The organism is Salibacterium salarium (genome assembly GCF_030813635.1).
Lineage (GTDB): Bacteria > Bacillota > Bacilli > Bacillales > Marinococcaceae > Salibacterium > Salibacterium salarium.
Genome location: NZ_JAUSUM010000001.1, coordinates 217905 through 243659 on the forward strand (window position 1 = coordinate 217905; position 25755 = coordinate 243659).

General features: G+C 41.5%; 27 protein-coding genes. 24 read left to right on the forward strand and 3 right to left on the reverse strand.

The features are described from left to right. The first annotated feature begins 724 nt into the window (after window positions 1-724). From upp to J2S78_RS01210, 12 genes are all read left to right on the forward strand, one after another. On the forward strand, window positions 725-1354 hold the full coding sequence (gene upp, locus J2S78_RS01155; RefSeq protein WP_306895514.1) for a uracil phosphoribosyltransferase: 630 nt from the start codon (window positions 725-727) through the stop codon (window positions 1352-1354). 199 nt (window positions 1355-1553) lie between these two features. After that, window positions 1554-3821 carry a S8 family serine peptidase gene (locus J2S78_RS01160; RefSeq protein WP_306895516.1) on the forward strand — a complete coding sequence of 756 codons (2268 nt, stop codon included), beginning with the start codon at window positions 1554-1556 and terminating at the stop codon, window positions 3819-3821. Window positions 3822-4174: 353 nt separating this feature from the next. Then, window positions 4175-4405 (forward strand): AtpZ/AtpI family protein, encoded by a 231-nt coding sequence (locus J2S78_RS01165; RefSeq protein ID WP_125557809.1) that lies wholly within the window; start codon window positions 4175-4177, stop codon window positions 4403-4405. Between the two features lie 2 nt (window positions 4406-4407). Further along, the gene (locus tag J2S78_RS01170) at window positions 4408-4791 is read left to right on the forward strand and encodes an ATP synthase subunit I (RefSeq protein ID WP_306895520.1); all 384 of its coding nucleotides are present in this window, start codon (window positions 4408-4410) and stop codon (window positions 4789-4791) included. Between the two features lie 78 nt (window positions 4792-4869). Beyond that, window positions 4870-5598, forward strand: coding sequence for a F0F1 ATP synthase subunit A (gene atpB, locus J2S78_RS01175; RefSeq protein WP_370871496.1), 729 nt, complete (start codon window positions 4870-4872; stop codon window positions 5596-5598). 86 nt (window positions 5599-5684) lie between these two features. Next, window positions 5685-5891 (forward strand): F0F1 ATP synthase subunit C, encoded by a 207-nt coding sequence (gene atpE / locus J2S78_RS01180; protein ID WP_125557815.1) that lies wholly within the window; start codon window positions 5685-5687, stop codon window positions 5889-5891. Window positions 5892-5995: 104 nt separating this feature from the next. Further along, on the forward strand, window positions 5996-6475 hold the full coding sequence (gene atpF / locus J2S78_RS01185; protein ID WP_306896969.1) for a F0F1 ATP synthase subunit B: 480 nt from the start codon (window positions 5996-5998) through the stop codon (window positions 6473-6475). Further along, entirely contained in the window at window positions 6472-7014 is a 543-nt protein-coding gene (locus J2S78_RS01190) for a F0F1 ATP synthase subunit delta (RefSeq protein WP_306895523.1), read from the forward strand. Before atpF ends, J2S78_RS01190 begins: the two co-directional genes overlap by 4 nt. A 19-nt stretch (window positions 7015-7033) precedes the next feature. Then, the gene (gene atpA / locus J2S78_RS01195; protein WP_306895525.1) at window positions 7034-8542 is read left to right on the forward strand and encodes a F0F1 ATP synthase subunit alpha; all 1509 of its coding nucleotides are present in this window, start codon (window positions 7034-7036) and stop codon (window positions 8540-8542) included. A 105-nt stretch (window positions 8543-8647) separates the two neighbouring features. Continuing rightward, window positions 8648-9517, forward strand: coding sequence for an ATP synthase F1 subunit gamma (gene atpG, locus J2S78_RS01200; protein ID WP_306895527.1), 870 nt, complete (start codon window positions 8648-8650; stop codon window positions 9515-9517). 38 nt (window positions 9518-9555) lie between these two features. Further along, the gene (atpD, locus tag J2S78_RS01205) at window positions 9556-10968 is read left to right on the forward strand and encodes a F0F1 ATP synthase subunit beta (RefSeq protein WP_306895529.1); all 1413 of its coding nucleotides are present in this window, start codon (window positions 9556-9558) and stop codon (window positions 10966-10968) included. 28 nt (window positions 10969-10996) lie between these two features. Next, window positions 10997-11398 carry a F0F1 ATP synthase subunit epsilon gene (locus J2S78_RS01210; RefSeq protein WP_306895530.1) on the forward strand — a complete coding sequence of 134 codons (402 nt, stop codon included), beginning with the start codon at window positions 10997-10999 and terminating at the stop codon, window positions 11396-11398. A gap of 393 nt (window positions 11399-11791) precedes the next feature. On the opposite strand, the gene J2S78_RS01215 is transcribed toward J2S78_RS01210, so the two are convergent. Beyond that, on the reverse strand, window positions 11792-12292 hold the full coding sequence (locus J2S78_RS01215) for a DUF1722 domain-containing protein (protein ID WP_306895532.1): 501 nt from the start codon (window positions 12290-12292) through the stop codon (window positions 11792-11794). 330 nt (window positions 12293-12622) lie between these two features. Here J2S78_RS01215 and J2S78_RS01220 point away from each other — a divergent pair, with 330 nt between their 5' ends. The 9 genes from J2S78_RS01220 (at window position 12623) to J2S78_RS01260 (ending at window position 22497) form a co-directional block, all read left to right on the forward strand. Continuing rightward, on the forward strand, window positions 12623-12853 hold the full coding sequence (locus tag J2S78_RS01220; protein ID WP_306895534.1) for a DUF1146 family protein: 231 nt from the start codon (window positions 12623-12625) through the stop codon (window positions 12851-12853). 476 nt (window positions 12854-13329) lie between these two features. Then, window positions 13330-14652 carry a UDP-N-acetylglucosamine 1-carboxyvinyltransferase gene (gene murA, locus J2S78_RS01225; protein ID WP_306895536.1) on the forward strand — a complete coding sequence of 441 codons (1323 nt, stop codon included), beginning with the start codon at window positions 13330-13332 and terminating at the stop codon, window positions 14650-14652. A gap of 173 nt (window positions 14653-14825) precedes the next feature. After that, window positions 14826-15818 (forward strand): stage II sporulation protein D, encoded by a 993-nt coding sequence (gene spoIID / locus J2S78_RS01230; protein ID WP_306895538.1) that lies wholly within the window; start codon window positions 14826-14828, stop codon window positions 15816-15818. 84 nt (window positions 15819-15902) lie between these two features. Beyond that, window positions 15903-16808 (forward strand): M23 family metallopeptidase, encoded by a 906-nt coding sequence (locus J2S78_RS01235; protein WP_306895541.1) that lies wholly within the window; start codon window positions 15903-15905, stop codon window positions 16806-16808. A 777-nt stretch (window positions 16809-17585) separates the two neighbouring features. Then, complete coding sequence (locus J2S78_RS01240; RefSeq protein ID WP_125557835.1) at window positions 17586-17768, forward strand: hypothetical protein; 183 nt, start codon at window positions 17586-17588, stop codon at window positions 17766-17768. A 128-nt stretch (window positions 17769-17896) separates the two neighbouring features. Next, window positions 17897-18196 carry a DUF4212 domain-containing protein gene (locus J2S78_RS01245; RefSeq protein ID WP_306895543.1) on the forward strand — a complete coding sequence of 100 codons (300 nt, stop codon included), beginning with the start codon at window positions 17897-17899 and terminating at the stop codon, window positions 18194-18196. A 33-nt stretch (window positions 18197-18229) separates the two neighbouring features. Continuing rightward, window positions 18230-19891 (forward strand): sodium:solute symporter family protein, encoded by a 1662-nt coding sequence (locus tag J2S78_RS01250; RefSeq protein ID WP_306895545.1) that lies wholly within the window; start codon window positions 18230-18232, stop codon window positions 19889-19891. After that, window positions 19875-21812, forward strand: a complete 1938-nt coding sequence (locus tag J2S78_RS01255) for a DUF294 nucleotidyltransferase-like domain-containing protein (protein ID WP_306895546.1) — start codon at window positions 19875-19877, stop codon at window positions 21810-21812. Before J2S78_RS01250 ends, J2S78_RS01255 begins: the two co-directional genes overlap by 17 nt. A gap of 19 nt (window positions 21813-21831) precedes the next feature. Next, window positions 21832-22497: a 3'-5' exonuclease gene (locus J2S78_RS01260; RefSeq protein ID WP_370871511.1), complete on the forward strand. Its 666-nt coding sequence runs from the start codon at window positions 21832-21834 to the stop codon at window positions 22495-22497. A gap of 90 nt (window positions 22498-22587) precedes the next feature. Here J2S78_RS01260 and J2S78_RS01265 read toward each other — a convergent pair whose 3' ends face one another. Further along, window positions 22588-22917: a winged helix DNA-binding protein gene (locus tag J2S78_RS01265; RefSeq protein ID WP_306895550.1), complete on the reverse strand. Its 330-nt coding sequence runs from the start codon at window positions 22915-22917 to the stop codon at window positions 22588-22590. Between the two features lie 99 nt (window positions 22918-23016). Continuing rightward, window positions 23017-23826, reverse strand: coding sequence for an N-acyl homoserine lactonase family protein (locus tag J2S78_RS01270; RefSeq protein WP_306895552.1), 810 nt, complete (start codon window positions 23824-23826; stop codon window positions 23017-23019). Between the two features lie 284 nt (window positions 23827-24110). On the opposite strand from J2S78_RS01270, the gene J2S78_RS01275 reads away from it, so the two are divergent. The 3 genes from J2S78_RS01275 (at window position 24111) to J2S78_RS01285 (ending at window position 25755) form a co-directional block, all read left to right on the forward strand. Continuing rightward, complete coding sequence (locus J2S78_RS01275; RefSeq protein ID WP_306895554.1) at window positions 24111-24311, forward strand: AbrB/MazE/SpoVT family DNA-binding domain-containing protein; 201 nt, start codon at window positions 24111-24113, stop codon at window positions 24309-24311. A gap of 63 nt (window positions 24312-24374) precedes the next feature. Continuing rightward, window positions 24375-24593: a type II toxin-antitoxin system death-on-curing family toxin gene (locus J2S78_RS01280; protein WP_306896970.1), complete on the forward strand. Its 219-nt coding sequence runs from the start codon at window positions 24375-24377 to the stop codon at window positions 24591-24593. 205 nt (window positions 24594-24798) lie between these two features. Next, window positions 24799-25755: a glycoside hydrolase family 43 protein gene (locus J2S78_RS01285; protein ID WP_306895555.1), complete on the forward strand. Its 957-nt coding sequence runs from the start codon at window positions 24799-24801 to the stop codon at window positions 25753-25755.

Sequence of the window (25755 nt, forward strand, 5' to 3'; positions counted from 1 at the left end):
ATGCTGGTCCGTTCGGTTTGCCTCAGGATGTACCGCATCCTCCTTCAGAGAGGCGATGCCCGCGGCAAAGGAGACATGGCGATTCGCAGGGAGCCGATGTCGTTCTTGTGTTCTGGACTGAAAGCTCCCCATCTAAAGCGGATGCGGAAAGAAAACATTCTTACGAGATTCCGTTTTTATTAGGACAAATCAATGTTGAAAATGTCCGTAGTGAGATTTTGGAGGACAAATAAAAGGTAAATGAAAAACGTTTTGTCCCGAATACAATCCAAGACAAAACGTAACGAAAATCGGTGTGAAATGTCCTGAATCTTTATCATGCGAGACATTTCAGGGGAAGGACTGTCTTGAAAAGGGATGTAAAGGAAGAACTAGAGGTACAGGCGAACAATCATTGGATAAAAGATGAAATGACTTTGAATTGTCAAAATAACGCTATTCTTGAATAGCGTCTTGGGGATGGCGGTACGCAGTCGCAGGACTGAACTTCGATGCTTTTACGCATGGAGGACGTGCGTTGGGCAGAAGGTAAACTTTAGTAACCAGATTCCGAATTATATGCTGTTTTTGTATGTGAAAAAATAATCAGAATCGTTCTGCTTTTCGTCAGGTCTTGAAGGGAATTTTGTTTTTCTGTAGAATTTCAAAAGATGACGTTAGTCCGTTTTACTATACATCAATTTATTATCTCCCGGGACGACCCGGTATAAAGGAGCCAAGCATTATGGGAAAAGTACATGTATTAGATCATCCGTTGATTCAACATAAGTTAACATTTATACGAGACGTTTCTACAGGGACAAAAGAATTTCGTGAACTCGTGGATGAAGTATCGACATTGATGGCTTTTGAAATTACACGCCATCTGCAGTTACAGGAAGTAACGGTTGAAACCCCTGTCGGTCCGGCTCAGTCTAATACACTTGCTGGGAAGAAACTAGGGATTGTTCCTATATTACGTGCGGGCCTTGGTATGTCTGACGGTATTTTAAAATTAATTCCGGCAGCCAAAGTGGGTCATGTAGGCTTGTACCGTGATCCAGAAACGTTAAAGCCGGTCGAATATTATGTGAAACTTCCAAGTGACGTGGAAGAGCGGGAGTTTATTGTCGTTGACCCGATGCTTGCTACTGGTGGATCTGCAGTAGATGCGATTTCGAGTTTGAAAAAACGCGGTGCAACTAACATTAAGTTGATGTGTTTAATCGCTGCTCCTGAAGGAGTGGACGAGGTTCAAAAGGCACATACCGATGTTGATATTTATCTTGCTTCACTTGATGAGAAGTTAAATGACAAAGGCTACATCGTGCCAGGTCTTGGCGATGCTGGTGATCGTTTGTTCGGTACAAAATAAACTTATTTATGCTTCAGCCATGCGCTGAAGCATTTTTTTTAGGCCTCTACAATTAAATGTTGGGGTTTTGGGATCTAACTCCAGCGCCCATATTTTTCTTCACGGAGATGTGTTGCGTTTGCTCGATTGTTTAAACCGATTGCATAATTTTAATCTCCTGCCGCAACCTAAGAACAAGAAGAGGACAGGAGGAACGACGATGGGAACAGAATGTCAAAGAATTATATATGCCATAATATGTGCAATTTTTATAATGTTTATTGGAATCTCCTCTGTTTCCCATGCTGAAATAAAAGATGATACAACGACGACAGCTATTGTTGCTGTGCAGGATGACGAAACCATTCATAACGTCCGGCACCGATTAAAAGAGACCATTCCAACTATCTCCTTTCTTGACACGTACGAAAAAGCCTTCCGCGGACTAGCGGTGGAAGTGAAAAAAACGGAGGTAGAGCAGCTTTCTACTATAAAAGGCGTCAAACGGGCAGATCAATCTGTCTCTTATAAAGCTGAAATAAATGATAGTGTCCCCTTCATAGGGGCAGAATCGATTCGGGGCAACTTGGATCAACGTGGGTTTCGTTTAAGTGGAAAAGGAGTAAAGGTAGGAATTATTGATACAGGAATTGATTATCACCATCCTGATCTTGCTCGGAATTTTAAAGGGGGCTATGACTTTGTTGATAGAGATGACGATCCTCTTGAAGGCAAAGATAATAGAGGAACAAAAACCATGCATGGAACCCATGTAGCAGGAATCATAGCTGCAAATGGGTCAGTGCGCGGGGTAGCGCCCGAAGCAGAGCTTTACATGTATCGCGCCCTAGGACCTGGTGGGCAAGGTTCGACCGAACAAATTCTAGCCGCTGTTGAAAAAGCAATAAACGATGACATGGATGTACTGAATTTGTCATTGGGAAGCCCAATCAATGGTCCGGATTGGCCGACAAGTGAGGCGTTGGATAAAGCAGCAGAGAACGGAGTTGTTGCCGTAACGTCAAGTGGAAACAGCGGACCATCCATGTGGAGTGTTGGTTCGCCGGGAACGTCAGATAAAGCGATATCGGTAGGGGCGTCCATCCCCCCCCTTCATATGCCTAAACTAACACTGTTTCATACACCGGAACTTTCGATTGACTTACAGCCCATACAAGGAACGAGTCCGTGGGAATTCAAACGAGATTTACAGTTAGTAGATGGAGGTCTTGGTTTAGAAGAAGATGTGGAATCGGTAAGAGGTAAAGCTGTATTAATTGAACGTGGCGGTATTCCTTTAGTACGTAAAATTGTGAATGCGCGAAAAGCAGGAGCAGATGCGGTAATTATTTATAATAATGTCGCCGGTTCTTTTTCAGCAAAAACAAATGATGTACAGCCATTACCTGCTATTACGATCTCAAGAGATCACGGCGAACAACTTCGTCAAGCGTTGGAAGAACAACAGGAAAAGGAAAAGCCAACGGTTTTACGAACAATTTTACAAGAAGAAACAGATCATATGGCGTTTTTCAGTTCGCGTGGTCCAGTGACCCGTTCTTGGAAAATCAAGCCAGACATTGTAGCCCCAGGTGTAGATATTGATAGTACGGTACCTGAGGGATATATGGCTTTGAATGGCACAAGCATGGCAGCCCCGCACATTGCAGGTGCCGCAGCACTGGTGAAACAAGCTCATCCGAACTGGAAACCTGATCAGATTAAAGCTGTATTGATGAATACCGCTGTCTCCCTTACGGATGAAACAGGTAGTGAATACCCTCCCTTCGCGCAGGGAGCAGGAAGAGTGGATGTAAAAAAAGCGTTGACGGCAGAAACAATCGTGCAGCCGGGGACGTTATCATTTGGAGTGTGGCCGTTGGGTGAAAAAGAAACTGTTCACAAGCAAACCGTGGTGGTAGAAAATCATTCCAACCGTGAACGCTCTTACTCTTTTCAAACCGACATGGAACCATTTCTTGGTGTACGCTGGCATATGCCAAAAAGCGTAACGTTAAAACCAGGAGAAAAAAAGGAAACAACGATACAAGTACAAGTGGATCCTAGCGTAGTGGACTATAATAGGCTTCATGGTAATGTGATTGTAAAAGGAGGGAAGGAAGACATCAACATTCCGTATTTGTTATTTATCAATGAACCAGAATATCCTCGAATCGGGGCGTTTGACTTACAGCCAAATGGAAGAGAGTCTGGTTTCCGTTATGAAGTGTATATGCCGGGGGGAGCAGAAGAATTTGAGATTGCATTATATGACCCGGATACGTTTGCATTTCTTGGCATTCTTGACCAACATAAAAATGTAAAATCGGGATTGTTCGAGCATTATTTAAAACAAGAAGATATTTCTGTACCGGAAGGACTTTACCGTGCCGTCGTGTATGCCAAAACGGGAGACAAAGAAGAAACATTCGAAACGTTCATCACCCTTCAGTCAAAACGAATGAATAATCCGCATCCCGCGCGTTAAAGATGATTCGCGGGATTTTGTGTCTATCAACGGTAAGGAGTTCTAACTTCCTTGTTAACGTTATAATGTTTCCGCTTACATCGTTTAAATTGTCACTTAATGGACACAAACTCCAAAAGCTTAGAATGCCTGATATGAAAGGTGTTTTTCTTTTTTTAAGCATTGACATTAGGAGTGGGCTATTGTACGATGACTAAGGGAATGTGAGAGGGTTTACATATTACGACATGCTTGATTATTCTGAATACTTCCGTTGGTCATTTACAAACGATTTGTTTTGATGTCGAATGAATGTCGTGAACCTTGTAGTGTGACACCCTTTAAACCCAATATAAAAACGGACGGATGCTGGTATGACAGATAAGCGGAAACCTCAGAAGCCGTTTCAGTCCATGGTTCTTTCATCAGCTGTTCTATCCTATCTTGTTGGTCCTATTTTAGCAGGAATTTTTGGGGGAAGATGGTTAGATGAAAAACTAGCAACAGATCCTCTTTTTATGATTATTGGTTTATTTGTTGGACTAGGAGGCGGAATCTATGGTCTCGTTCGTCTGCTCGGTCATTATTTAGGGGATGAAAAGTAGGAATGAAAAGCTTTGGGGCACATATTAAACGCTATGTCCAGTTGACGTTCTATGTATTTATTTTTTATTTGCTTGGATGGGGTTTCACTCCATACAGCGAATTGTTTTTCAGTCTTGGGGTTGGGGCGGTTATAGGACTTTACAACATGTGGAGTATGTACCGTGATGTGAAAAAAATTGGCGACGCCGCTGAAAAACAAAAGCAGGCTTTTACGTTCGGAATGTTACCAAGGATGGCGACAGGGGTTCTCGCTGCTATTCTGATCGTCCGTTTTCCTGAATATTTTCATATTGCAGGACTTGTTGCCGGGATAATGACACCTTACATTATCATTCTTCTTCACTCCTTGTTAAAAGGGACAAGCAGCAAGGATAGTATGCAATAATATTGAGAAACAAAGAGCGAAGAAGCGGCAACAGGAAGAAGTAAGCTTGCAGATTAACAGTAAAGGGGTGAATTTCTCGTGGATCATGAGGCACCAATAGTATATGATCTTTTTGGTATTCCAGGCTTTCATATAAATTTGTCAAATGTCATAATGCTGACGATAGCTGCAATAATTGTCTTTTGTATAGGTTATTTCAGCGCCAAGCATTTGAAGATGAAGCCAACTGGAATGCAAAATATGTTTGAATGGGTCATCGATTTTATCAAAAATGCTATTAACAGCACGATGGATTGGAAGACCGGCGAACGATTTTTCGGACTGGGCATAACCATTTTCCTGTTTATCCTTGTTTCGAATATGCTTGGTATTCCGTTCATGTTGGTACATGAAGAGACACATGAAGTTTGGTGGAAATCACCAACTGCGGACCCCATCATTACGATGACTTTTGCTGCTATGGTTATTGTGCTTACACATTACTATGGTATCAAAATGCAAGGAACGAAAAAGTATTTCAAAGGTTTTGTAAAACCGTTCCCATTACTTTTGCCGTTAAATATTGTTGAGGAATTTGCCAATACAATTACGCTAGGTATGCGTCTTTTTGGTAACTTATATGCGAAGGAAATATTGTTGACGCTCCTTGCCGGTGTTGGTGGAGCGACTATTCTGGGAGCTGTAGGAGCCGGCATACCAATGATAGCTTGGCAGGCCTTTAGTATTTTTATTGGTTCCCTCCAAGCGTTTATATTCTTAATACTCAGCATGGTGTATTTATCGCACAAAGTAATGGACGAACATTAAGAAATGACTTTTGAACTTTAGCACAACCTATTTTAATGATAGTGAAAAACACAATTTAGTTAATTACATTAAGGGAGGATTTACTTATGGGAGCTTTAGCAGCCGGAATCGCTGTAGGACTTGCTGCACTTGGTGCGGGGATTGGTAACGCATTGATCGTGAGAGGTACAATCGAAGGAGTTTCACGTCAACCTGAATTGAAGAATACATTGCAAACACTTATGTTTATGGGTATTGGTCTTGTGGAAGCCTTGCCGATTATAGCAGTCGTTATCGCATTTATTGTTATGTAGCGGCGCCGTCTAATCGTTAGTTGTTAATGGCGAAGTCCGTTTCACGACACTTCGCCATTCCTTTTGTATAACAGCCGAAAGGAGTGAAATCCGTGCCAGAAACTATGATTTGGGGTGACGTTCTATTTTCGATTGTTACATTTGTTATTCTGATGCTGGCTTTGCGCAAGTTTGCGTGGGGACCAATCATGAATATGATGAAACAACGTGAAGAACACGTTGCCAGTGAGATAGAAACAGCTGAAAAAAACCGCCAAGATGCGGAGAAATATGTAGAAGAACAACGGCAGGAATTGGAACGTGCGCGTGATGAAGCACAATCCATTATTGCCAATGCAAAAAAGACAAGCGAAAAGCAGGGCGAAGATATTATCGCTCAATCACGAGCAGAAGCAGAGCGCATGAAAGAAAACGCGCTTGCTGATATTGCACGGGAAAAAGAACAAGCTGTCGCTGAATTGCGTGAACAGGTTGGGTCCTTGTCTGTTATGATTGCATCCAAGATTATCGAGAAAGAATTGGATGAAAAAGAACAAGAACAGCTTATTGATGACTATGTGAAAGAGGCAGGCGACCGGCTATGAGTAGAGCAGCAGCGAACCGTTATGCCGTAGCCCTGTTTGAACTTTCAAAGGAAAAAGGTGTGCTGGATCAGACTCGTTCAGAGTTGGAAGTAGTGAAACAAGTATTCACAGACAATGAAGAATTTCACGAGCTGCTAGGCCACCCAATGGTTTCTAAAGAAAAGAAACAAAGCCTTATTCAAGAAAGTTTTTCTGCTTTCAGTGATATTGTGCAGCATACTTTGCTGCTTTTATTAGAGAAAAAAAGGATAGACACCGTTTATCAAATAGTAGAAAAATTTGAAGAACTAGCAGATGAAGAACAAAAAATCGGACACGCCACCGTTTATACGGTGAAGCCGTTGTCTGAAGCAGAGCACGATAAGATTTCTCAAACTTTTGCGGAGAAGACCGGAAAAGATACACTTCATATTAAGAATGAAATTGATTCTGAACTTATTGGCGGAATGAAAGTTCATATTGGTGACATTATTTTTGATGGAAGTGTAAAAGGTCAATTGAACCGATTGGAACGCAATCTGGTTTCCGGGAAACGATAGAAGATAGGGGTGAACGTTAATGAGCATTAAACCGGATGAAATTAGCTCTCTCATAAAACAGCAGATTGAAAACTTTCAGTCTGATGTGCAAGCAAATGAAGTCGGCACCGTTATACAGGTCGGTGACGGCATCGCGCGTGCTCATGGCCTCGCGAATGCAATGGCTGGGGAACTGCTTGAATTCTCCAATGGGGTCATTGGAATGGCGCAAAACTTAGAAGAAAACAATGTTGGTATTATTATCCTTGGTCCTGATAGTGAAATTCGCGAAGGTGATGAAGTGAAGCGGACGGGCCGTATCATGGAAGTACCAGTAGGGGAAGAATTACTGGGACGAGTGGTAAATCCGCTTGGACAGCCTATTGACGGACAAGGAGCAACGGAAACAACGAAAACACGTCCGATAGAAAGCCCAGCTCCTGGTGTTATGGACCGTAAATCGGTTCACGAGCCATTACAGACAGGAATCAAGGCGATTGACTCTATGATTCCGATTGGACGCGGACAACGTGAGTTGATTATCGGGGACCGTCAAATTGGTAAGACATCCATTGCGGTTGACACGATTCTAAACCAAAAAGACGAAGATATTATATGTATTTATGTTGCAATCGGTCAGAAGGAATCGACCGTATCCGGCGTTGTAGAAACGTTCCGTCAAAAAGGAGCGCTTGATTATACCATTGTGGTGAACGCTGGTGCATCTGATCCTGCACCGCTCTTGTATCTTGCTCCATATGCTGGTGTTTCCATGGGAGAAGAATTCATGTACAACGGCAAGCACGTATTGGTTGTATATGATGACCTTACTAAGCAAGCGGCTGCATATCGTGAACTCTCACTTTTACTTCGCCGTCCTCCAGGCCGTGAAGCATTTCCGGGTGATGTGTTCTACTTGCACTCCCGTTTATTAGAGCGTTCGGCTAAGCTTAGTGATGAGAAAGGTGCCGGTTCTTTAACTGCCCTTCCATTTATTGAAACACAAGCAGGTGATGTTGGGGCATACATTCCAACAAACGTTATCTCCATTACAGATGGTCAGATTTTCTTGCAATCCGACCTTTTCCATTCTGGTGTAAGACCGGCAGTAAACCCAGGTATTTCTGTATCCCGTGTCGGTGGATCTGCCCAAATTAAAGCGATGAAAAAAGTGTCCGGTACGCTGCGTCTTGATTTAGCATCATTCCGTGAACTGGAAGCATTTGCTCAATTTGGATCTGACCTGGATGAAGCGACACAAGCAAAGCTTTCACGTGGACAACGTACAGTGGAAGTTTTGAAACAGGGCTTGAACAAGCCACAACCTGTCGAAAAACAAGTTGCAATCTTGTACGCTTTGACTACCGGTTATCTTGATGATGTACCAATGGAAGACATTCAGCGGTTTGAATCCGAGCTATTTGTATACCTCGATTCTAATCACAAAGATTTGTTAAATGGTATTCGGGAAACAGGAAACCTTCCGGAAAAAGACGATTTCAATCAAGCGTTGGATGGTTTTAAACAATCATTTAATGTATCAAAATAATACAAACAAATAGGTCTCCTATCTGACTTGCCCTATTTGAAGCGGTACTGTTTATTAGGAGACCGTTGCCTAGTTGCACCAGTGTAAAAAAGGTGGTGAAAGAAGATGGCCTCTTTACGTGAAATTAAAACGCGGATTAACTCGACCAAAAAGATGAAACAAATAACGAAAGCGATGGAGATGGTTGCAGCCTCTAAGTTAAACCGGGCGCAAGCTAATGCTCAATCGTATGAGCCCTATACGCAAAAAATCCGCGAAGTGGTAACGGGAATTGCAGCTAGTAATTCTGATGCCAGTCACCCGATGCTCGAAGAACGGCCGGTGAAAAAAACAGCATATATTATGATTTTTTCCGACAGTGGTCTGGCCGGCGGATATAATGCGAATTTGCTGAGAAACTTTATGGACACGATTAAACAGCGTCATAAATCAACGGATGAGTATGCTGTTATTGTGCTAGGGCGAGTTGGCAGAGATTTGCTTAAAAAGCGTGGTATTCCTATTTTGGACGAAATTACTGGTCTTCCTGATCAGCCTTCCTTTCAGGATATCAAAAACGTGACACGACTTGCGGTGAACATGTTTGCTGAAGAAGAGCTTGACCAGATTTACTTATGGTATAACCATTTCGTCAGCCCGCTTCAACAAGATGTGACGGAAACAAAGCTGCTTCCGTTAACGGACTTGACTGGTTCACAGCAAGAACAGACAGCGGGGACAAGTTATGAATATGAACCTTCAGAAGAAGCCATTCTTGAGCAACTCTTGCCGCAATATGCGGAAAGCTTGATTTATGGGTCGCTGCTTGATGCTAAAGCTAGTGAGTTTGGTGCAAGGATGACAGCTATGAGTGCTGCAAGCGATAATGCAGGAGAAATTATAGATGATCTCACCTTGTCCTATAACCGAGCCAGACAAGCTGCCATTACTCAGGAAATCAGTGAAATTGTTGCCGGCTCTGCTGCACTTGAATAAATAATACTTGAGATAAGATTTAGATAGGAGGGAAAACTATGAGCAATGGACGCGTTACCCAAATTATGGGTCCGGTAGTGGACGTCAGCTTTCCGAGCGGTCAACTGCCAGAATTGAATAACGCTCTAACTGTTTCCCAAAAAAGTCAATCCGAAGATATCGCGGATGTTGAAGTATCTTTGGAAGTTGCACTGCACCTTGGGAACGATACTGTACGTACAGTGTCCATGGGATCCACGGATGGCCTTGTAAGAGGAGCGGAAGTGATTAACACAGGTGGTCCGATTTCAGTGCCTGTCGGAGAACAAACACTTGGACGCGTATTTAACGTGCTAGGAGAAACGATTGACGAACAGGAACCAATCGGACCAGAGGTAAAAAGAGATCCGATTCATAGAGAAGCACCACAATTCGATGAATTATCTACGCAAACAGAGATTCTAGAAACAGGAATTAAAGTTGTAGATTTACTAGCCCCTTACGTAAAAGGTGGTAAGATTGGTTTGTTCGGTGGTGCAGGTGTTGGTAAAACGGTATTAATTCAAGAACTAATCAACAACATCGCCCAAGAACACGGTGGTATTTCTGTATTTGCCGGAGTAGGGGAACGTACTCGTGAAGGGAACGACTTGTACTTTGAAATGCAGGATTCCGGTGTTATTAATAAGGCAGCCATGGTGTTTGGACAAATGAACGAACCACCTGGTGCTCGTATGCGTGTGGCACTAACTGGACTGACACTCGCAGAACATTTCCGTGATGTAGATGGTGCGGATGTGCTTTTATTCGTCGACAATATTTATCGTTTTACACAAGCTGGTTCAGAAGTTTCTGCATTGCTTGGACGCATGCCGTCTGCGGTTGGTTATCAGCCGACACTAGCTACAGAAATGGGACAGCTTCAAGAACGAATTACGTCTACGAAAAAAGGTTCTGTAACATCCATCCAAGCTATTTATGTACCGGCCGATGACTATACAGACCCGGCTCCAGCAACAACCTTTGCTCACTTGGACGCTACGACAAACTTAGAACGTAGACTGACAGAAATGGGTATTTATCCAGCTGTGGATCCTCTTGATTCGACTTCACGAGCGCTTGCTCCAGAATTTGTCGGAGATGAGCATTATGAAGTAGCACAAGAAGTACAACAAACGCTTCAAAAGTATAAAGAACTTCAAGATATTATTGCGATACTAGGGATGGATGAATTGTCAGAAGACGACAAGTTAGTCGTTCACCGCGCACGCCGCATTCAATTCTTTTTATCGCAAAACTTCCATGTTGCCGAACAGTTTACAGGACAACCAGGATCTTATGTACAAGTTAAGGATACAATCCGTGGTTTCCGTGAAATTCTCGACGGTAAGCATGACGATGTTCCAGAAGATGCATTCCGCCTTTGCGGACCAATTGAAGATGTCACTGAAAAAGCTAAGGCTATGTCCTAAGCGGGAATGCTGTTAAGGAGGATTTATCATGTCGACTGTAAGTGTCAATGTTGTCACTCCTGATGGCGCAATTTATGAAGGGGATGTGGAAATGGTCAGTGCCCGGGCCCAAAGCGGGGAACTAGGGATACTGCCAGGCCACATTCCGCTGGTAGCACCGCTTGCGGTAGGTGCCGTCCGCCTCAAAAATGACTCAAGTGTTAATCTTGTTTCAGTTAGCGGCGGCTTCATTGAGGTCCGTCCGGATAACGTTACGATTCTCGCTGAAGCGGCAGAAACCCCGTCACATATAGACGTGGAACGGGCCCAAAAAGCGAAGGAACGGGCAGAAGACCGGCTCGAACGTGCCAAGCAGGAAGAGATCGACTTTAAAAGGGCTCAACTTGCTCTTCAACGTGCCACCACAAGACTTAAAGTAGCAGGAAAATAACACAAAAAAGCTGTTCTTAAACGGAGTTTCGTTTTAGAACAGCTTTTTTTATGAAACAAAGAAAGTATAGAGTTTGCGTGATTTACATTTTGGACGAACCTTCAACAGAAGCGAAGGCAGGCGTTTCCAGCGGAAAAAGTATGAAGGCAGCTGAAAGAATCCACGTGTGAACGGCTTCCATTATATCAAGACGGTAGGTGAGACCGGAGCAGGCGAGACTCCTGTGGAAAAAGCATGAGTCGAAAGACCCGGAGAAAGAGCCGACAAGCGCTTTCGAAGAGGCTGAGGACATGCCCAGGGAAAGCGAGCCTGCACAGGGATCACCGCTCTTGTTATTCAAGCCCCGTATGAATCAAGTGTAATCGTGTGCTGACACAACGCCCCGTACCGAAATTATCCTTTTTTCCACAATATATCGTATTTAACGATAAATATTCCCTTGTTCGTCTTGATTTCAACATTATATTTCTCGGGAAATATAATAGAACTATTTTGAAGATAAGGTTGAGGATACTTATCTAATAAATAAAGAAAGTACCGGTAGGCGTTGTTTAAATGACCAGGCCATTGATAAAAACGCCTATACGGAATATGTGAATTCCATTTTAAGAAAAAGTAAAATATATTTTTTTCTTCTACTGCAGCTTCTTTTTTTATGTATCCCCACATATGTTCCATTGTATTTATCACAGCTTTGTAGTCGTATGGTTTTCCTTTTAGTATTCGGAGGGTTTGCAGCATGAGTGTTATATCAAGAAAGGTCGTTATGCCTTTTGTAAGAGAGGAACAGTGTCTATAATGGTTGTACCCTTTACTCATCACATCATATTTATGAACGGCCCATATTTTTTCGACTAGGGATGAGGCTGTGTTTACGTTATGAACAGGTTCCATTTACGTCCCTCCTTTAAAAACTTATCGTCTCTATTACAAAAACGTTACACAAATGCACACTCATTGTAATAAAAATTTAAAATTTTATTTTTTATGGTATCAATTTTTGTCTATTTTTATTATAATAGTAAAGTAGGACCTATGTTATAGTATAAATATTAAAAAAATTGTATTTTGTCGATTTTTTTGCAAAACTAGTTATGATGCCCTATAAACCGTATAATTGTTAATAATTATACGTAATGGGAAAATTGGCTCTTTCTTTTTTGTGTGTTATAGCCTAACATACTCTACGGACTGTCAGAAAGGGACTTTAAGGAGTTTTTCATAATGAACCCTGAAGGGCAAGAAGCAGTATTACATATTACTGTAAATCTCGTTTTTCTGGTAATTGTATGGTGGAGCTTACAGACATTTCGCTTTGATGTTTTCATGCGGAATCCAGAAGGACCGAAGGCAAAATTGCTTATGGTTCTGGTGACGATTGCGATAAGCCACCTAGTTAGTTCTTTCTTTATTGAATATTTAAATGGTTCGTTGATGTTAAGGTATTTGTTGTAAAACGACATCAATAGACATATTTCTCCTTGAACTACCATGTATGCTGTGGTTTACATAGGTGAAAATGTATAACAAGAAGACTTTAAAGAGTCAATGGATTTTTTTGTCTTTAATGATGTCGAAAAAGCATGATTAAAGACAAAAAAAGTCGGGAATATCAGTCGACTAGCCATGACAATAACCTAAAAAATTGTTGTAACGTTGTCTACAAAGTGACGACTAAGGCAAAGAATGGATGGCTGCCTGAAAGAGCTTTACTTATGGATGAACAGAATGGGCACTTGTTTCATCGTAGGACAGGGCACGCCTAGTTGGACTAATGAATATGTATAAATTAAAGCGGTATATCCTGTCTGTTAGGCCGCATATTGTAGTATGTTATTATGTCAGATTTCGGTTAAGAGATACACGCAGGATATTCACACATTTCATTTACAGAAAATATAGGATTATTAACGGACGCGGAGGGGAATACGTTGGATAAAATTTTAGTGAGAGGAGGAAAGCGGCTGAAGGGAACAGTAAAAGCAGAAGGTGCCAAAAATGCTGTTCTGCCTGTTATAGCCGCTTCTCTCCTTGCTGAAGAAGGAACGAGCACTATATATGATGTCCCATCTTTAGCAGATGTATTTACAATGAAAAATGTACTGACTTATATGGACGCTGATGTGAGTTTTGAAAATGGTGTATTTACTTCTAATGCAAGTGGTTCGTTAACTACAGAAGCACCGTTTGAATATGTTCGAAAGATGCGAGCTTCTTTTCTCGTGATGGGACCGTTGCTAGCAAGAAAAGGGTGCGCTCATATTGCACTTCCCGGAGGCTGCGCTATAGGTTCCCGGCCTATTGATCAGCATTTGAAGGGTTTTGAAGCGATGGGAGCCACTGTAGAAATTGGGAATGGGTATATTGAAGCGAAAGTACAGGATCGTCTTCAAGGAGCCCGCATTTATCTAGATTTCCCGAGTGTAGGTGCTACAGAAAATATTATGATGGCTGCTACCTTGGCAGAAGGAACGACAATTCTTGAAAATGTAGCGGAAGAACCAGAGATTGTAGACCTTGCCAATTACTTGAATGCTATGGGAGCCAACGTTCGGGGAGCCGGCACAGGTACGATACGTATTGACGGTGTGAAGCATTTATACGGGGCGGACCATACAATCATACCAGACCGGATTGAAGCAGGATCGTTTATGATTGCTGCAGCTATTACTGGTGGTGACGTGTTTGTCGAAGGGGCCATTCATGAGCATATTAGACCGCTTGTCGCCAAACTTCGCGAAATGGGCGTTGTCATTGAAGAATATGACAATGGAATGCAAGTGACAGGTCCGGATATTCTTCGTCCGGTCGACTTGAAAACCATGCCGCATCCCGGATTTCCAACAGATATGCAGGCTCAATTTATGGCGCTGTTAACTCAGGCGAAAGGAACCGCAGTTATTACAGAAACGGTTTTCGAAAATCGCTTCATGCATGTGGAAGAATTCCGGCGCATGGACGCTGATATTAAGATTGAAGGCAGAACTGCTATCGTAACAGGGCCTGTTCGCTTACAAGGAGCGGAAGTCGCCGCAACCGATTTGCGTGCAGGGGCTGCGTTAATCATTGCCGGTCTTGTTGCTGATGGAGAAACAACGCTAACGGAGCTTCGCCATCTCGACCGAGGTTATGTTGACTTCCACGAGAAACTACAAGGACTTGGCGCAAAAATTGAACGAGTGAGCGGAGTAGACCTAACAGAAGCAGAAGAAGCGAATGCTGATGTTGAAGTGCTTCGTACTGCTAATAATTAATAACCGAGAGAAAACCGATTCCGTTTTGATGGGAATCGGTTTTTATTTTATGAGGCACAAGCACCTAGCCGTGTGGATATATTTGTTTTTCAATAGCATAATGGTCTTTTTTCCTTCATATGGTAGAAGGTATTTACCGTAACTACATATGAAAAGAACAGGAGGCCGTATGCATGAAAAAAGGGGTTTTCCTTTCTGTAATAATGATTACTCTTTTTTTTCTTATTCCAGTCCTATTGGTCATGGTTCCAGATCAGGAGGACAAGATGTCAGAAAGCGCAGAAAAGGCAACAACGGGAGGGTCGCGACAGGCATTGACGAAACAGTTGGATAAAGAAACGGAGGAGAGAATCGTGCCTGTCTTTCGAAATGAGACGGAAACAGTGGAAGAAACGGATTTAGAAACATATGTGGCTGGAGTCGTAGCGTCAGAAATGCCTGTCGAATTTGATATAGAAGCATTAAAGGCGCAGGCCCTAACAGCACGCACGTATGTCGCTAAACAAATGTCATCGTCCTCTGATATTAATTTACCGCAGGGAGCGCTTGTTACAGATACGAAGATGCATCAAGTGTATAAAAGTGAAGAGGAGTTGAAAAAAGAGTGGGGCGACGATTATGAGTGGAAAATGGATAAAGTAAAAGAAGCGGTGCTCGCGACACAAGGGCAGGTACTAACCTACGAAGGGGAGCCTATAACAGCAGCTTTCTTTTCAACAAGTAACGGGTATACCGAAAACGCGGAAGATTATTGGGAAAATCCAGAGCCCTATTTGCAGAGCGTAGAAAGCCCATGGGATAATGAGTCCCCCCGTTATGAAAACGTGAAACGAATGACCGTTGCTGATGTAGAACAAAAATTAAATATTACAATCGGAGCTGGAGAAACAGGAGAAATTTTAAACAGAACAGATGGAAATCGGGTAGATGAAGTAAAACTTGGTGGAAAAACGTTTGATGGCCGTCACATTCGAGAAGAGCTAGAGCTTGATTCTAGTGATTTTCAAATGACGAGAGAGGGAACAGAAATGGTGTTTACGACAAAGGGCTGGGGTCATGGTGTAGGAATGAGTCAGTATGGAGCCGATGGAATGGCCAAAGAAGGAAAAGATTATCAAGAGATATTGCAACACTATTTTAAAGACGTTGTTATATCAAGTTTATAAAGCATTACAAAAATTTCTAATAATTTTATAGGTCAGGTATATTTTTCCTCGCATCTGTTCAGAATGGGTGCTGAGGTGATAAATATGAAAGATGAAGAAAAACAGCAGTCTGCTGCCCGCGAAAAAAGAGGAGCAGGAAGCAAACTGCGTCGGTGGTCAAAAAACAAATGGTTTTGGCCGGCAGCTTATTTAAGTGCTTGCGCTATTCTTTTAGGAACCTATTTTCTTATTCAAAATCCTGTCGGAACGGATCAATCTGATGAAGAAGATCCTTTTGGCGAGGAAGAAGAATATGCTGAAGAGAACGAGCGCGGCACAGATGAAGATTCCACGCCAACAGCTGCAGAAGATGAAACGATGCAAATGCCAGTAAGCGATGAAGAGAGTGTAGATATCATAGGGTATTATTACGATCATGATGCAGCAGCCGAAGAACAACAAGATGCTCTCGTCTACTACAATAACATGTATTACCAGAACAAAGGTATTGATCTCGCTGATCAGGATGGTGAAGCGTTTGAAGTAACGGCTGCGGCTACAGGCGAAGTGGTGAATGTAGAAGAAGATGACATTCTAGGTCACGTGGTAGATGTGAAACATGGTGATGACATTGTAACGTCCTACAGCAGTTTAGAAGATATTGAAGTAGTAGAAGGCGATACGATAACGCAAGGGTCTGTATTAGGAATGGCATCGAGAAACTTGTATAATAGCGATGCTGGCATTCACGCCCACTTTGAAATTCGTCGAAATGGAGAACCGGTTAATCCGACAGAAGCGTTTCACCAATCCCTTCAGGCGTTAAACACTTCTGAAAACAAGGAAGATGATGAGACCGCTCGTGATGAAGAGAACCCGGATGAGGAAGAGTCTTCCTCGCTTCAGGAATTTCCTATTTTTGATGGGGACGATGAAGAAGAAGAGGAAGAATCAGAGGATCAGCAAGGTGAAGATTCTGAAGAACCTGATGAGGATGAAACGGAAGAATAATAATATCAAAGCTGTCTGGATCGTTTTTTAATCCAGGCGGCTTTTTTTCTTTTGGTGCGAAGATAAGGCTGAGGCCATGCCGTGGAAAGCGTCCCGTCTGGAGCGGATGCGGAAAGAAGAATATTCTAAAAGGACGGAGCTTGGCGGTTTTTCAAGTTCCGTTTTTCTCAAGATAAGGCAAATCAATGTTGAAAATGTCAGAGCATGTCCGAAATGATGTTTTGGAGGACAAGTAAAAGGTAGATGCAGAACATTCTGTCTCTAATACGACCAATCTAGGACAAAACGTAATGAAAATAGGTATGAAATGTCCTGAATCTTTATCATGCGAGACATTTTAGGGAAAGGAGAAATTTTACTAGCGAAAGAAGAAGAAATACTAGCCAAGTTGGGGGAGTTACTGGCCAAACGATTTGTTACTGTCTAAATGTGAATGATTACTAGCCAAAAAGAGTGAATTACTGTCCAAAAGACGACTTTTACTATCCAAAGACAAAAAGACTGACCTTAGGACGTGACGCTCTTCGTTGGACGTCCTGTTCTCGGGCGTTGAAGTCACCACATCCTGTGGGAATGACTCAGACACCCGGCTACCCTGTGTAGTAAGAATGTCGAAAAAACTTATCCACACTGTCCACAAGTTCTTTCAAAAATCTACAAAATTAATTTTATTTTTTCTAAAAATCGGTTGACTTCATATCTGAAAATTTGAAATAATGTGTATTATAACAAATATTAGCCTGCACCTTAACAGACAACAAGGGGGAGGAATTATACGTGCCTATTCTTATTTTATTTTGGGCATTGGCCATTGCCAGTATTATTGGAATGATTAAATGGAAAAAACCACTGTTACTAACTGTACCATTTGCTGCAATGGGGTTGTATCTGCTTGTCCAAGTGATTATGGTTCCATTACCTTTTTGGGAAACGGTTCAGATGATTTTTGGACTAAGGTAATTTTTAATACGTATTTTGTAAGCGATTTCAATAATGATGACTAAAAGGAGGTGACGACAAGCAAGTCGCGATACAAGAAGAACAGAATGTACTTAAATGGATGGTAATTTTAACGGAGGTGATAAAAGATGAAAAAAGTAGATAAGGAAGTGGCAGACGCATACTTCAAGACGAGAACGAGGTTAGTTATTATTTTTTTAGGTGTAGGCTTTCTAGTCTCATTCGGGGTAGTCGCGTTTGCAGAATTTTTCTCTCAATTTAAGTTTATGGGTGTGGAATTTCACTACTACATGGGGTCTCAAGGTGCCGTGATTGTCTTTATTTTATGTTTGTTCTTGAACGCAATCTTTAGTGACAAGATAGATAAAAAATACGGAATTACTGATTCAGCTAACGCTACGATAAGCAGTAATAAAAATACAGATTAAACGAAATAAAACGTTTTGGGAGGAGATGAATGAATGGATCCGCAATTATTTGTGTCTTTAGGGTTGATTTTAGCAACGTTCGCCTTATATATCGGAATTTCCATATTTAATAGGGCGAAAGCTACCTCGGATTTCTATGTGGCCAGCCGTGGAATTCCTCCGTTATGGAATGGGATGGCAATCGGCGGCGATTGGATGAGTGCAGCCTCATTCATTGGTATGGCTGGTACAGTCATGGCGCTTGGTTATGATGGGCTCGCTTATATTATGGGTTGGACGGGAGGTTTCTTACTCCTTACATTCTTGCTTGCGCCTCAGCTTCGAAAGTATGGACGTTTTACTGTTCCGGAATTTATAGGAGATCGTTTTGAGAGTAATCCGGCCCGCTTAATCGCAGCAATTGCAACGGTTATCATTAGTTTTACTTATATTATTGGTCAACTATCCGGATCTGGGGTTGTTATCGGCAGATTGTTTAACATCCCAGCTATGTACGGAACGATGATTGGTGTCGTTATTATCGCGATTTACGCAACATTGGGTGGTATGAAGGGGGTTACCTGGACGCAAGTTGCGCAATATCTCATATTAATCATCGCTTATATTATTCCGATTGTCTTTATGAGTTTACAAGTTACCTATAACCCGCTTCCTTGGTTGACATATGGAAATGTAGTAGATGAAATCGGTGCGATTGATAGGGAGCTAGGGTTATCGGAATATTTCGCACCGTTCGCGGAAAGTGATAAAAGTCAATTTATTGCATTAATGTTTACGTTAATGGTTGGCACATCAGCACTTCCGCACGTTATCGTACGTTTTTTTACAGTAAGCACGATGAAAGCGGCTCGTTGGAGCGGGGCGTGGGCTCTTATGTTCATCGGTATCCTGTACTTATCAGCCCCAGCCTATGCTGCATTCTCCCGTTTTATTTTAATGACGCAAGTAGCGAATCAACCAATAGAAGATCTTCCTGCTTGGACGGAAAGCTGGATTAATACAGGCTTGCTGCAGGCAGCAGATACGAACGGAAATGGAATGTTAGATTGGACGGAATTATCCGTTGGGGAAGATATTGTTGTTATGGCTACTCCAGAAATCGCAAATCTCGGTTTGTTTGTTATCGGGCTTGTTGCTGCAGGTGCTATGGCCGCTGCACTGTCTACAGCGGGCGGACTTTTGATTACAATCTCATCTTCCTTTGCCCATGATATTTATTACCGTCTAATGAATCCGCAAGCAACGGATGCAAAACGTTTAAAGGCAGGAAGAATTGCTATTGTTGTCTCTACCATTGTCGCGGGACTTGTTGCACTGGATCCGCCAGGGGTTATCACCCAAATTGTTGCATGGGCTTTTGCCTTAGCTGGTGGAACATTCTTCCCTGTGTTGTTCTTAGGTGTATGGTGGAAACGAATGAATACGCAAGGCGCTATTGCTGGTATGTTGATAGGCCTTTTAAGTACACTAACATACATTTTCCTTGCCATGAGCGGAATCACGCTGTTTGGTATACAAGATACAGGAGCTGGATTAATTAGTGTTCCTATAAACTTATTAGCTTGTATCATTGTTTCGAAAAACACACCACCTCCTGCCAAACATTTGCAGGATGATGTGATAGATCTTCGTTATCCGGAACAAATGACTTACAAAGATGGTGAGGTTTGGATGAACGATGGAACAGATAAATAATCCGTATACGAAACAAATAAGTAATCATCCTTTATTCAGCGGCGCAACTGCCGCTGAATTTAGTGACTTAATAAAAGATTGTACATTGAAAAGCTATCAAAAAGCAGAAAAAATATTATTTTCACACAGCCCGCGAGACGGATTTTTACTTATGCTTGACGGTACAACAGAAATATATGTTTCTCTTCGTGACACGCATAAAGATAATGAAGTTTTGGAAGTGCTCGAACCCGGTGAAATTATAGGTTTTTCCAGCCTAGCTGATTTTCTTGGAGAACCAACTGTGCAAGAGCATTCCTACACCGTGGAAGTGCAAGCGGTGGAGGAAGCTGTTTGCCTGTATATCCCGAGTCATGTCCTTCAATTGGTCTGGCATCGAGAAGAAGTGAGAGACTATGTTCTTCGTCAAGTAGCCGTGCGCCTTCAAGATATTTATGCATCTCTTGCCGAACAGGTGCACTTAGCGAATCAGTGGGGAGAAAGTGATCCGTTTATTCAACGTGTTCAGGATATGATGAGTTCGCCTGTTACTGCCGTTTCAGAAGATACACCTATTTATGAAGTGGCGGATAAGATGGTGAACCATAACGCCAGTTCTATTATTGTAGAAAAAAAGAACGGGGATCTTGCGGGAATTATTACAGAAAAAGACTTAGTGGAGCGAGTGATTGCTTCTAGAAAGACAGGGGACGAAAAGGCTGCAGATGTGATGAGTGAAAATCCTTATATTATCACAACACAGTCTTACTATTATGAGGCAATGTCCAGTTTTCTAATGAACGGGGTGAAGCATTTACCGGTCGCTGATGAGAATAAAAAGAATCGTATTGTTGGTATCATTACGCTGGCGGATTTATTAAAAAAACAAAATCGAGGCAAATTCGATATATTAAAAGAGATTGAATCGTCAACGAAAGATAATTTGTCTGATGTTACTGCTGCTATATATGATGTGCTAGCAAATCTTATTCATGATGCCATCCCGGCACTTCACACAACAGAAATTGTGACAAAGCTTTATGACCGCTTAGTGCGTCATTGTGTGGATATGGCACAAAAAAATATAAAAGAGAAGTACGGGGAACCACCAACAGCTTTTGCTTTCTACCTCATGGGAAGCGGCGGGCGCGCAGAACAGTTTATGCTGACGGACCAAGACCATTTTCTCGTGTATGAGGAAGTGGAGGAGACACATGAAAAAGAAAAAGTTGATCAGTATTTTCGCGCGTTAGGCAACGAAATCGTAATTTGGTTGGAACGAGCAGGATACAAGCGATGTGATGGAAATATGATGGCAAGCGAAGCCAGCTGGAGAGGTACAGTGAAGGATTGGAGCCATCGTTTGCGAACATGGGGGCTGCGCGCGACCAATGAAAATATTCTGTTAGGTCATAATTTTTTAGCCTTTCGATTTTTACACGGTGATCAATCGTTACATCAATATTTTAAATCAACGGTGAGAACACAATTTGAACGATCACGTATCTTTTTGTATAGAGCAGCCGAACAAGAAAAACACAATCCGGTGCCTACACTAAATCATCCAATTCGAGCGCTCTTTCGTGTGCAAAAACAGCACATTGATATCAAGAAACATGCTCTCTTTCCGTTTCATCATTCCTTGCAGATTCTTGCTGCCCATCACGGTATATTCGGAGAAACACCATTGGAAATAATAGATCTCTTTCAGGAACGGTCGATCATGGAAGCTGCTTATGTCGATGAGCTTCGGTTTGCTTATGAAATAATCGTGAAGATAAGAATAGAGCAGTCTTGGAATAGGTATAAACGTCAAGAAAGCAATACTAGTGAGATCGTCTTTACGCAAATGAAATCACGGGACAAAGAAGCACTAATTATCGCCTTGAAGACTATTCGATCTCTGCAAAATAAAGTATTAACGACATTTGGAATGAAATGAAAAGGAGTCGAATTCTATGATGTTTTGGAAGAAGAAAAATCTTCATTATCAATTAAATAACCAACTGCCGCTTCACACTCCTTTAGATGATATGACGTTCACTGTTTTTGACACAGAAACGACTGGTTTTGCAGTAGGAAGCAAAGATCGCATGATAGAAATCGGGGCCGTTCAAGTAGAAGGGATGGAGGTCACGGATAAAACATTTCATACGTATGTCGATCCTGAACGCAATATTCCCCGGGAAATAATTAATCTCACTGGCATTCGACAAGAGCAGGTTTATGGTGCACCGAAGGCGTTAGAGGCGATTGAATCGTTTTATGAGTTTGTGGAAAAACATAAAAGCGGCGGATGGGTCGGTCATTATCTCGCATTTGATGTGATGGTGTTGAAAAAAGAACTGCAGCGCCATAGCTATTCGTTTGATGAACCGTTATATATAGACACCTTAGACATTATTGGATACTTAAATCCTTCTTGGGATATGCGCGATTTATCTCATTACGCCCGTCAATTTGGAGCAAACATGTATGAACGCCACAGTGCAATCGGAGACGCCTTAACAACCGCACATCTTTTTATTGAGTTAATTTCTCATATTAACAATCGAGGGAGATTCACTCTTGGTGATCTAGTTGACATAACGAGAAATAAAAACGGAAACGCAGCTCCTTTTTTTTAAAGGGTTGGAACTTTGTGAAACAAATAGGTCCGATAAACCTGAAAAGGACGTAATACTTCTTTCGTTACTGCGCCCGTGTACGGAATAGGCTTATATACTGGTGTTCGTCCATTGTAAAAACCTCAAAAAACTGTTCGTAATTTTTTGTTCAGTATCCTTAATAAATTTCATTTTACTTTCTCCGATTTTAGCTAACATTAATAATTTCGACCTTGAATCCTTTGGATTTGCTACTTGCTCTACTTGCTCAACTATTCCTTCATTTATCAACCCTTTTATAAGTCGAGAAGGGCTTCCGGTTTCACATATAAGAAGGCTACCTAGTTCTTTCAACGATACTGGTTCATGTTCTTCTAATACCCTAATCACTTCAGCTGTTGAAGAGGTTAGACCAGAGGAAGACAGAAACTGATTAAGCATTCGATATCCTTATCTTTGTGCAGCTAATATTAAATAACGAAGCCTTTCTGCTTCCTTCTCATTAGATGAATTCATACTTTTAACCCTCCCTCGTTAATATTACGTAATATTCTCTTCTCTAATAGATGGATCATGATTTGCAATAACCCTATAACAGTCTTTTCTTCGAGAAAATTCTTGTACCCATTTAAGAGACTTTTGAGCCGCCTGTTTATCAACCATAAGACCGGGCAGTATATATTCTTTCCAAGACCTTTCGGCATAACCTACATCACTTGCTAGTAATATCCAGCCCTTTGTTGTTGAAACTAAAATAGACATTTGTCCTTTGCTATGTCCCGGAGTAAAAACCAAGTATATGGTTTCATCGCCAAATAAATCATAACCTTTTTTGTAAGGACCAAATGGAATGGTATTTAGGTGAAAGGTATTAATAGGTATATCCCTCCACATTGTTTTTATATAACCTAAATCTTTTTGTGCAGCTTGCCATTCTAATTCACTGGTTAATATATTTTTGGCATTGGAAACATGTTCCAGGCCGCTCACATGATCCGAATGTAAATGTGTGAGTACTACATAATCTAAATCTTTAGTTTCGATTCCTAACGCATCAATTTTTTCTTTTATTGATTGTCCCCTAGGCAGCTTTCCTTTGAACATTGAATAAGTAAATCTTCCTAAATGTTTTTTTTGATTCACCCTTATATCCTCATGCCATCCTGTATCAATTAACACTTTTCCCTTCGGATGCTCAATCAAATACGTAGAAACAGGTACCCATATTTTTTTACTCTGACCTCTAAACCAGCCCGTATATGGAACCGGGTGCCACGATTTTTCATTAAATGCCAATGATTTATCAATATAAACTGATCCAGTGTGCCAAATATGAATCTTGGTATCCAACTAGAACAACCCCTTATCTTCTTTAAGTTAGATGACATATGTATCTAAAGAAGTATAATTATAAAAAGAATTATACAGTAACCTAATTGGACGTAAAAGGAGTACGTAAGACACTATTCTTAGAATAGAGGAATTGTGAAATAATTTTCACTATATACCTTTATTAAATTAGTGTGTTATAAGTCGCATTGGCATAGCACCTGAATTTATCCATTCTTTAAGGGTGAGTTATAATGTAATTACATTAAAGTTTGATATGTATATATTTTTGGAAGGAACCTATGATGAGTAGAAATACACAAGAAACGAGTGTGATTGCTATGAGTGCTAAGGAAGGTCACAAAGTCAGTCAGACAGGAAACAGTCTTAGTGTTGGCTTACCAAAATCCATCACCAATTCTTTAAAGATTAAACGTGGCGATGAACTCGAATTCGATATTCATGACAATAAACTAGTATTAAATAAAAAGCGAAAGTGGACCTAGAGATGTCGGATATGCTTGCTGAAACCTTCGAAGACCACCATGATGTATTTGAAAACTTGAAGGATAGATAACCAACGCCCACAACCATACCCTACGTTATTTGAAAAGGATTCGGCACTATTCGAATCGTTAGCAAGGAATCATTGCTTTCACAATGGCAATAAACGAACCCCTTTTGCAGCCGTTGATACATTTTTAAAGAAAAACGGTTATAAGATCAAAAAAATGACACAGGGAATGAGAATTTTACGGTGTATGTTTCTCAAGGAGCAGTTACGTTAGCGGACATTGCCGATTGGTTAAAAGATAATACCGAAGAATATCCTCGTTAATTTTCCATTAAGGCCTGCATGCAATTTAAATGAAAAAACTAGGATTCTACGTAAATCACGTAAAATTTTTAATGACAAATGACCGTACAAGATGCGTTTATTTATAATTAATATGATATAATGAACGTACAACTTAACCAAAGGAGTCGATAGAGATGTCTGATTATTTGAAAAATCCAATCATTGAGCAAAGAGCTGATCCATGGGTGTATAAACATACAGATGGCTACTATTACTTTACAGCATCGGTGCCGGAGTATGATCGGTTGGAACTGCGGCGTTCCAAAACGATTCAAGGATTAGGGGAAGCAAACCCTGTCGTTGTTTGGACCAAACATGAGAGTGGTCCGCTTAGCAACTTAATTTGGGCGCCGGAGCTTCATTATATAAACGGCAAATGGTACATTTACTTTGCTGCAGCCCCGACAGATCAAGTGACGGACGGAACGTTTAATCACCGTATGTTCGTACTTGAGAATGAGTCGGAAAATCCGTTGGAAGGAAGCTGGATAGAAAAAGGACAAGTGAAAACCGATTGGGAATCGTTCGCACTGGATGCAACTTCCTTTGAGCATCACGGAGAGCAGTATTTGGTATGGGCTCAGCGTGATTATGATATACCGGGTAATTCGAATCTTTATATTGCCAGAATGGAAAATCCATGGACGTTGCAAACAAAGCAAGTCATGCTCACTAAACCAGAGTTGTCATGGGAAACGACAGGATTTCTCGTCAACGAAGGAGCAGCCGTATTAAAACGAAATGGTAAGATATTCATCACTTATTCCGGAAGCGCAACGGATGAAAATTATTGCATGGGTCTTCTGACAGCCGATGAGAATAGTGATTTATTAGATCCTGCATCATGGGATAAATCACCGGAACCGGTATTTAAGAGCGAGCCAAAGCATAATCAATTCGGGCCGGGGCACAACAGTTTTACCGTGTCAGAAGATGGCCAACAGGATATTCTTGTGTATCATGGCCGTAATTACACGGAGATTGAAGGAGATCCCCTTTATGACCCCAACCGTCATACCCGTGCTCAGGTTTTCAACTGGAATCCAGATGGCACACCGAACTTTGGGGTTCCAGTACCAGATGAAAAATAA

Bases quoted from the DNA above. Each gene is read 5' to 3' on its own strand.
- atpA (WP_306895525.1), top strand. From the start codon at position 7,034: ATGAGCATTAAACCGGATGAAATTAGCTCTCTCATAAAACAGCAGATT.
- J2S78_RS01190 (WP_306895523.1), top strand. From the start codon at position 6,472: ATGAGTAGAGCAGCAGCGAACCGTTATGCCGTAGCCCTGTTTGAACTT.
- atpF (WP_306896969.1), top strand. From the start codon at position 5,996: ATGATTTGGGGTGACGTTCTATTTTCGATTGTTACATTTGTTATTCTG.
- atpG (WP_306895527.1), top strand. From the start codon at position 8,648: ATGGCCTCTTTACGTGAAATTAAAACGCGGATTAACTCGACCAAAAAG.
- J2S78_RS01165 (WP_125557809.1), top strand. From the start codon at position 4,175: ATGACAGATAAGCGGAAACCTCAGAAGCCGTTTCAGTCCATGGTTCTT.
- J2S78_RS01250 (WP_306895545.1), top strand. From the start codon at position 18,230: ATGGATCCGCAATTATTTGTGTCTTTAGGGTTGATTTTAGCAACGTTC.
- J2S78_RS01215 (WP_306895532.1), bottom strand. From the start codon at position 12,292: ATGGAACCTGTTCATAACGTAAACACAGCCTCATCCCTAGTCGAAAAA.
- J2S78_RS01170 (WP_306895520.1), top strand. From the start codon at position 4,408: ATGAAAAGCTTTGGGGCACATATTAAACGCTATGTCCAGTTGACGTTC.
- J2S78_RS01255 (WP_306895546.1), top strand. From the start codon at position 19,875: ATGGAACAGATAAATAATCCGTATACGAAACAAATAAGTAATCATCCT.
- J2S78_RS01275 (WP_306895554.1), top strand. From the start codon at position 24,111: ATGAGTAGAAATACACAAGAAACGAGTGTGATTGCTATGAGTGCTAAG.
- J2S78_RS01285 (WP_306895555.1), top strand. From the start codon at position 24,799: ATGTCTGATTATTTGAAAAATCCAATCATTGAGCAAAGAGCTGATCCA.
- atpD (WP_306895529.1), top strand. From the start codon at position 9,556: ATGAGCAATGGACGCGTTACCCAAATTATGGGTCCGGTAGTGGACGTC.
- J2S78_RS01220 (WP_306895534.1), top strand. From the start codon at position 12,623: ATGAACCCTGAAGGGCAAGAAGCAGTATTACATATTACTGTAAATCTC.
- J2S78_RS01245 (WP_306895543.1), top strand. From the start codon at position 17,897: ATGAAAAAAGTAGATAAGGAAGTGGCAGACGCATACTTCAAGACGAGA.
- J2S78_RS01210 (WP_306895530.1), top strand. From the start codon at position 10,997: ATGTCGACTGTAAGTGTCAATGTTGTCACTCCTGATGGCGCAATTTAT.
- atpE (WP_125557815.1), top strand. From the start codon at position 5,685: ATGGGAGCTTTAGCAGCCGGAATCGCTGTAGGACTTGCTGCACTTGGT.
- J2S78_RS01265 (WP_306895550.1), bottom strand. From the start codon at position 22,917: ATGCTTAATCAGTTTCTGTCTTCCTCTGGTCTAACCTCTTCAACAGCT.
- J2S78_RS01235 (WP_306895541.1), top strand. From the start codon at position 15,903: ATGAAAGATGAAGAAAAACAGCAGTCTGCTGCCCGCGAAAAAAGAGGA.
- J2S78_RS01260 (WP_370871511.1), top strand. From the start codon at position 21,832: ATGTTTTGGAAGAAGAAAAATCTTCATTATCAATTAAATAACCAACTG.
- spoIID (WP_306895538.1), top strand. From the start codon at position 14,826: ATGAAAAAAGGGGTTTTCCTTTCTGTAATAATGATTACTCTTTTTTTT.
- J2S78_RS01160 (WP_306895516.1), top strand. From the start codon at position 1,554: ATGGGAACAGAATGTCAAAGAATTATATATGCCATAATATGTGCAATT.
- upp (WP_306895514.1), top strand. From the start codon at position 725: ATGGGAAAAGTACATGTATTAGATCATCCGTTGATTCAACATAAGTTA.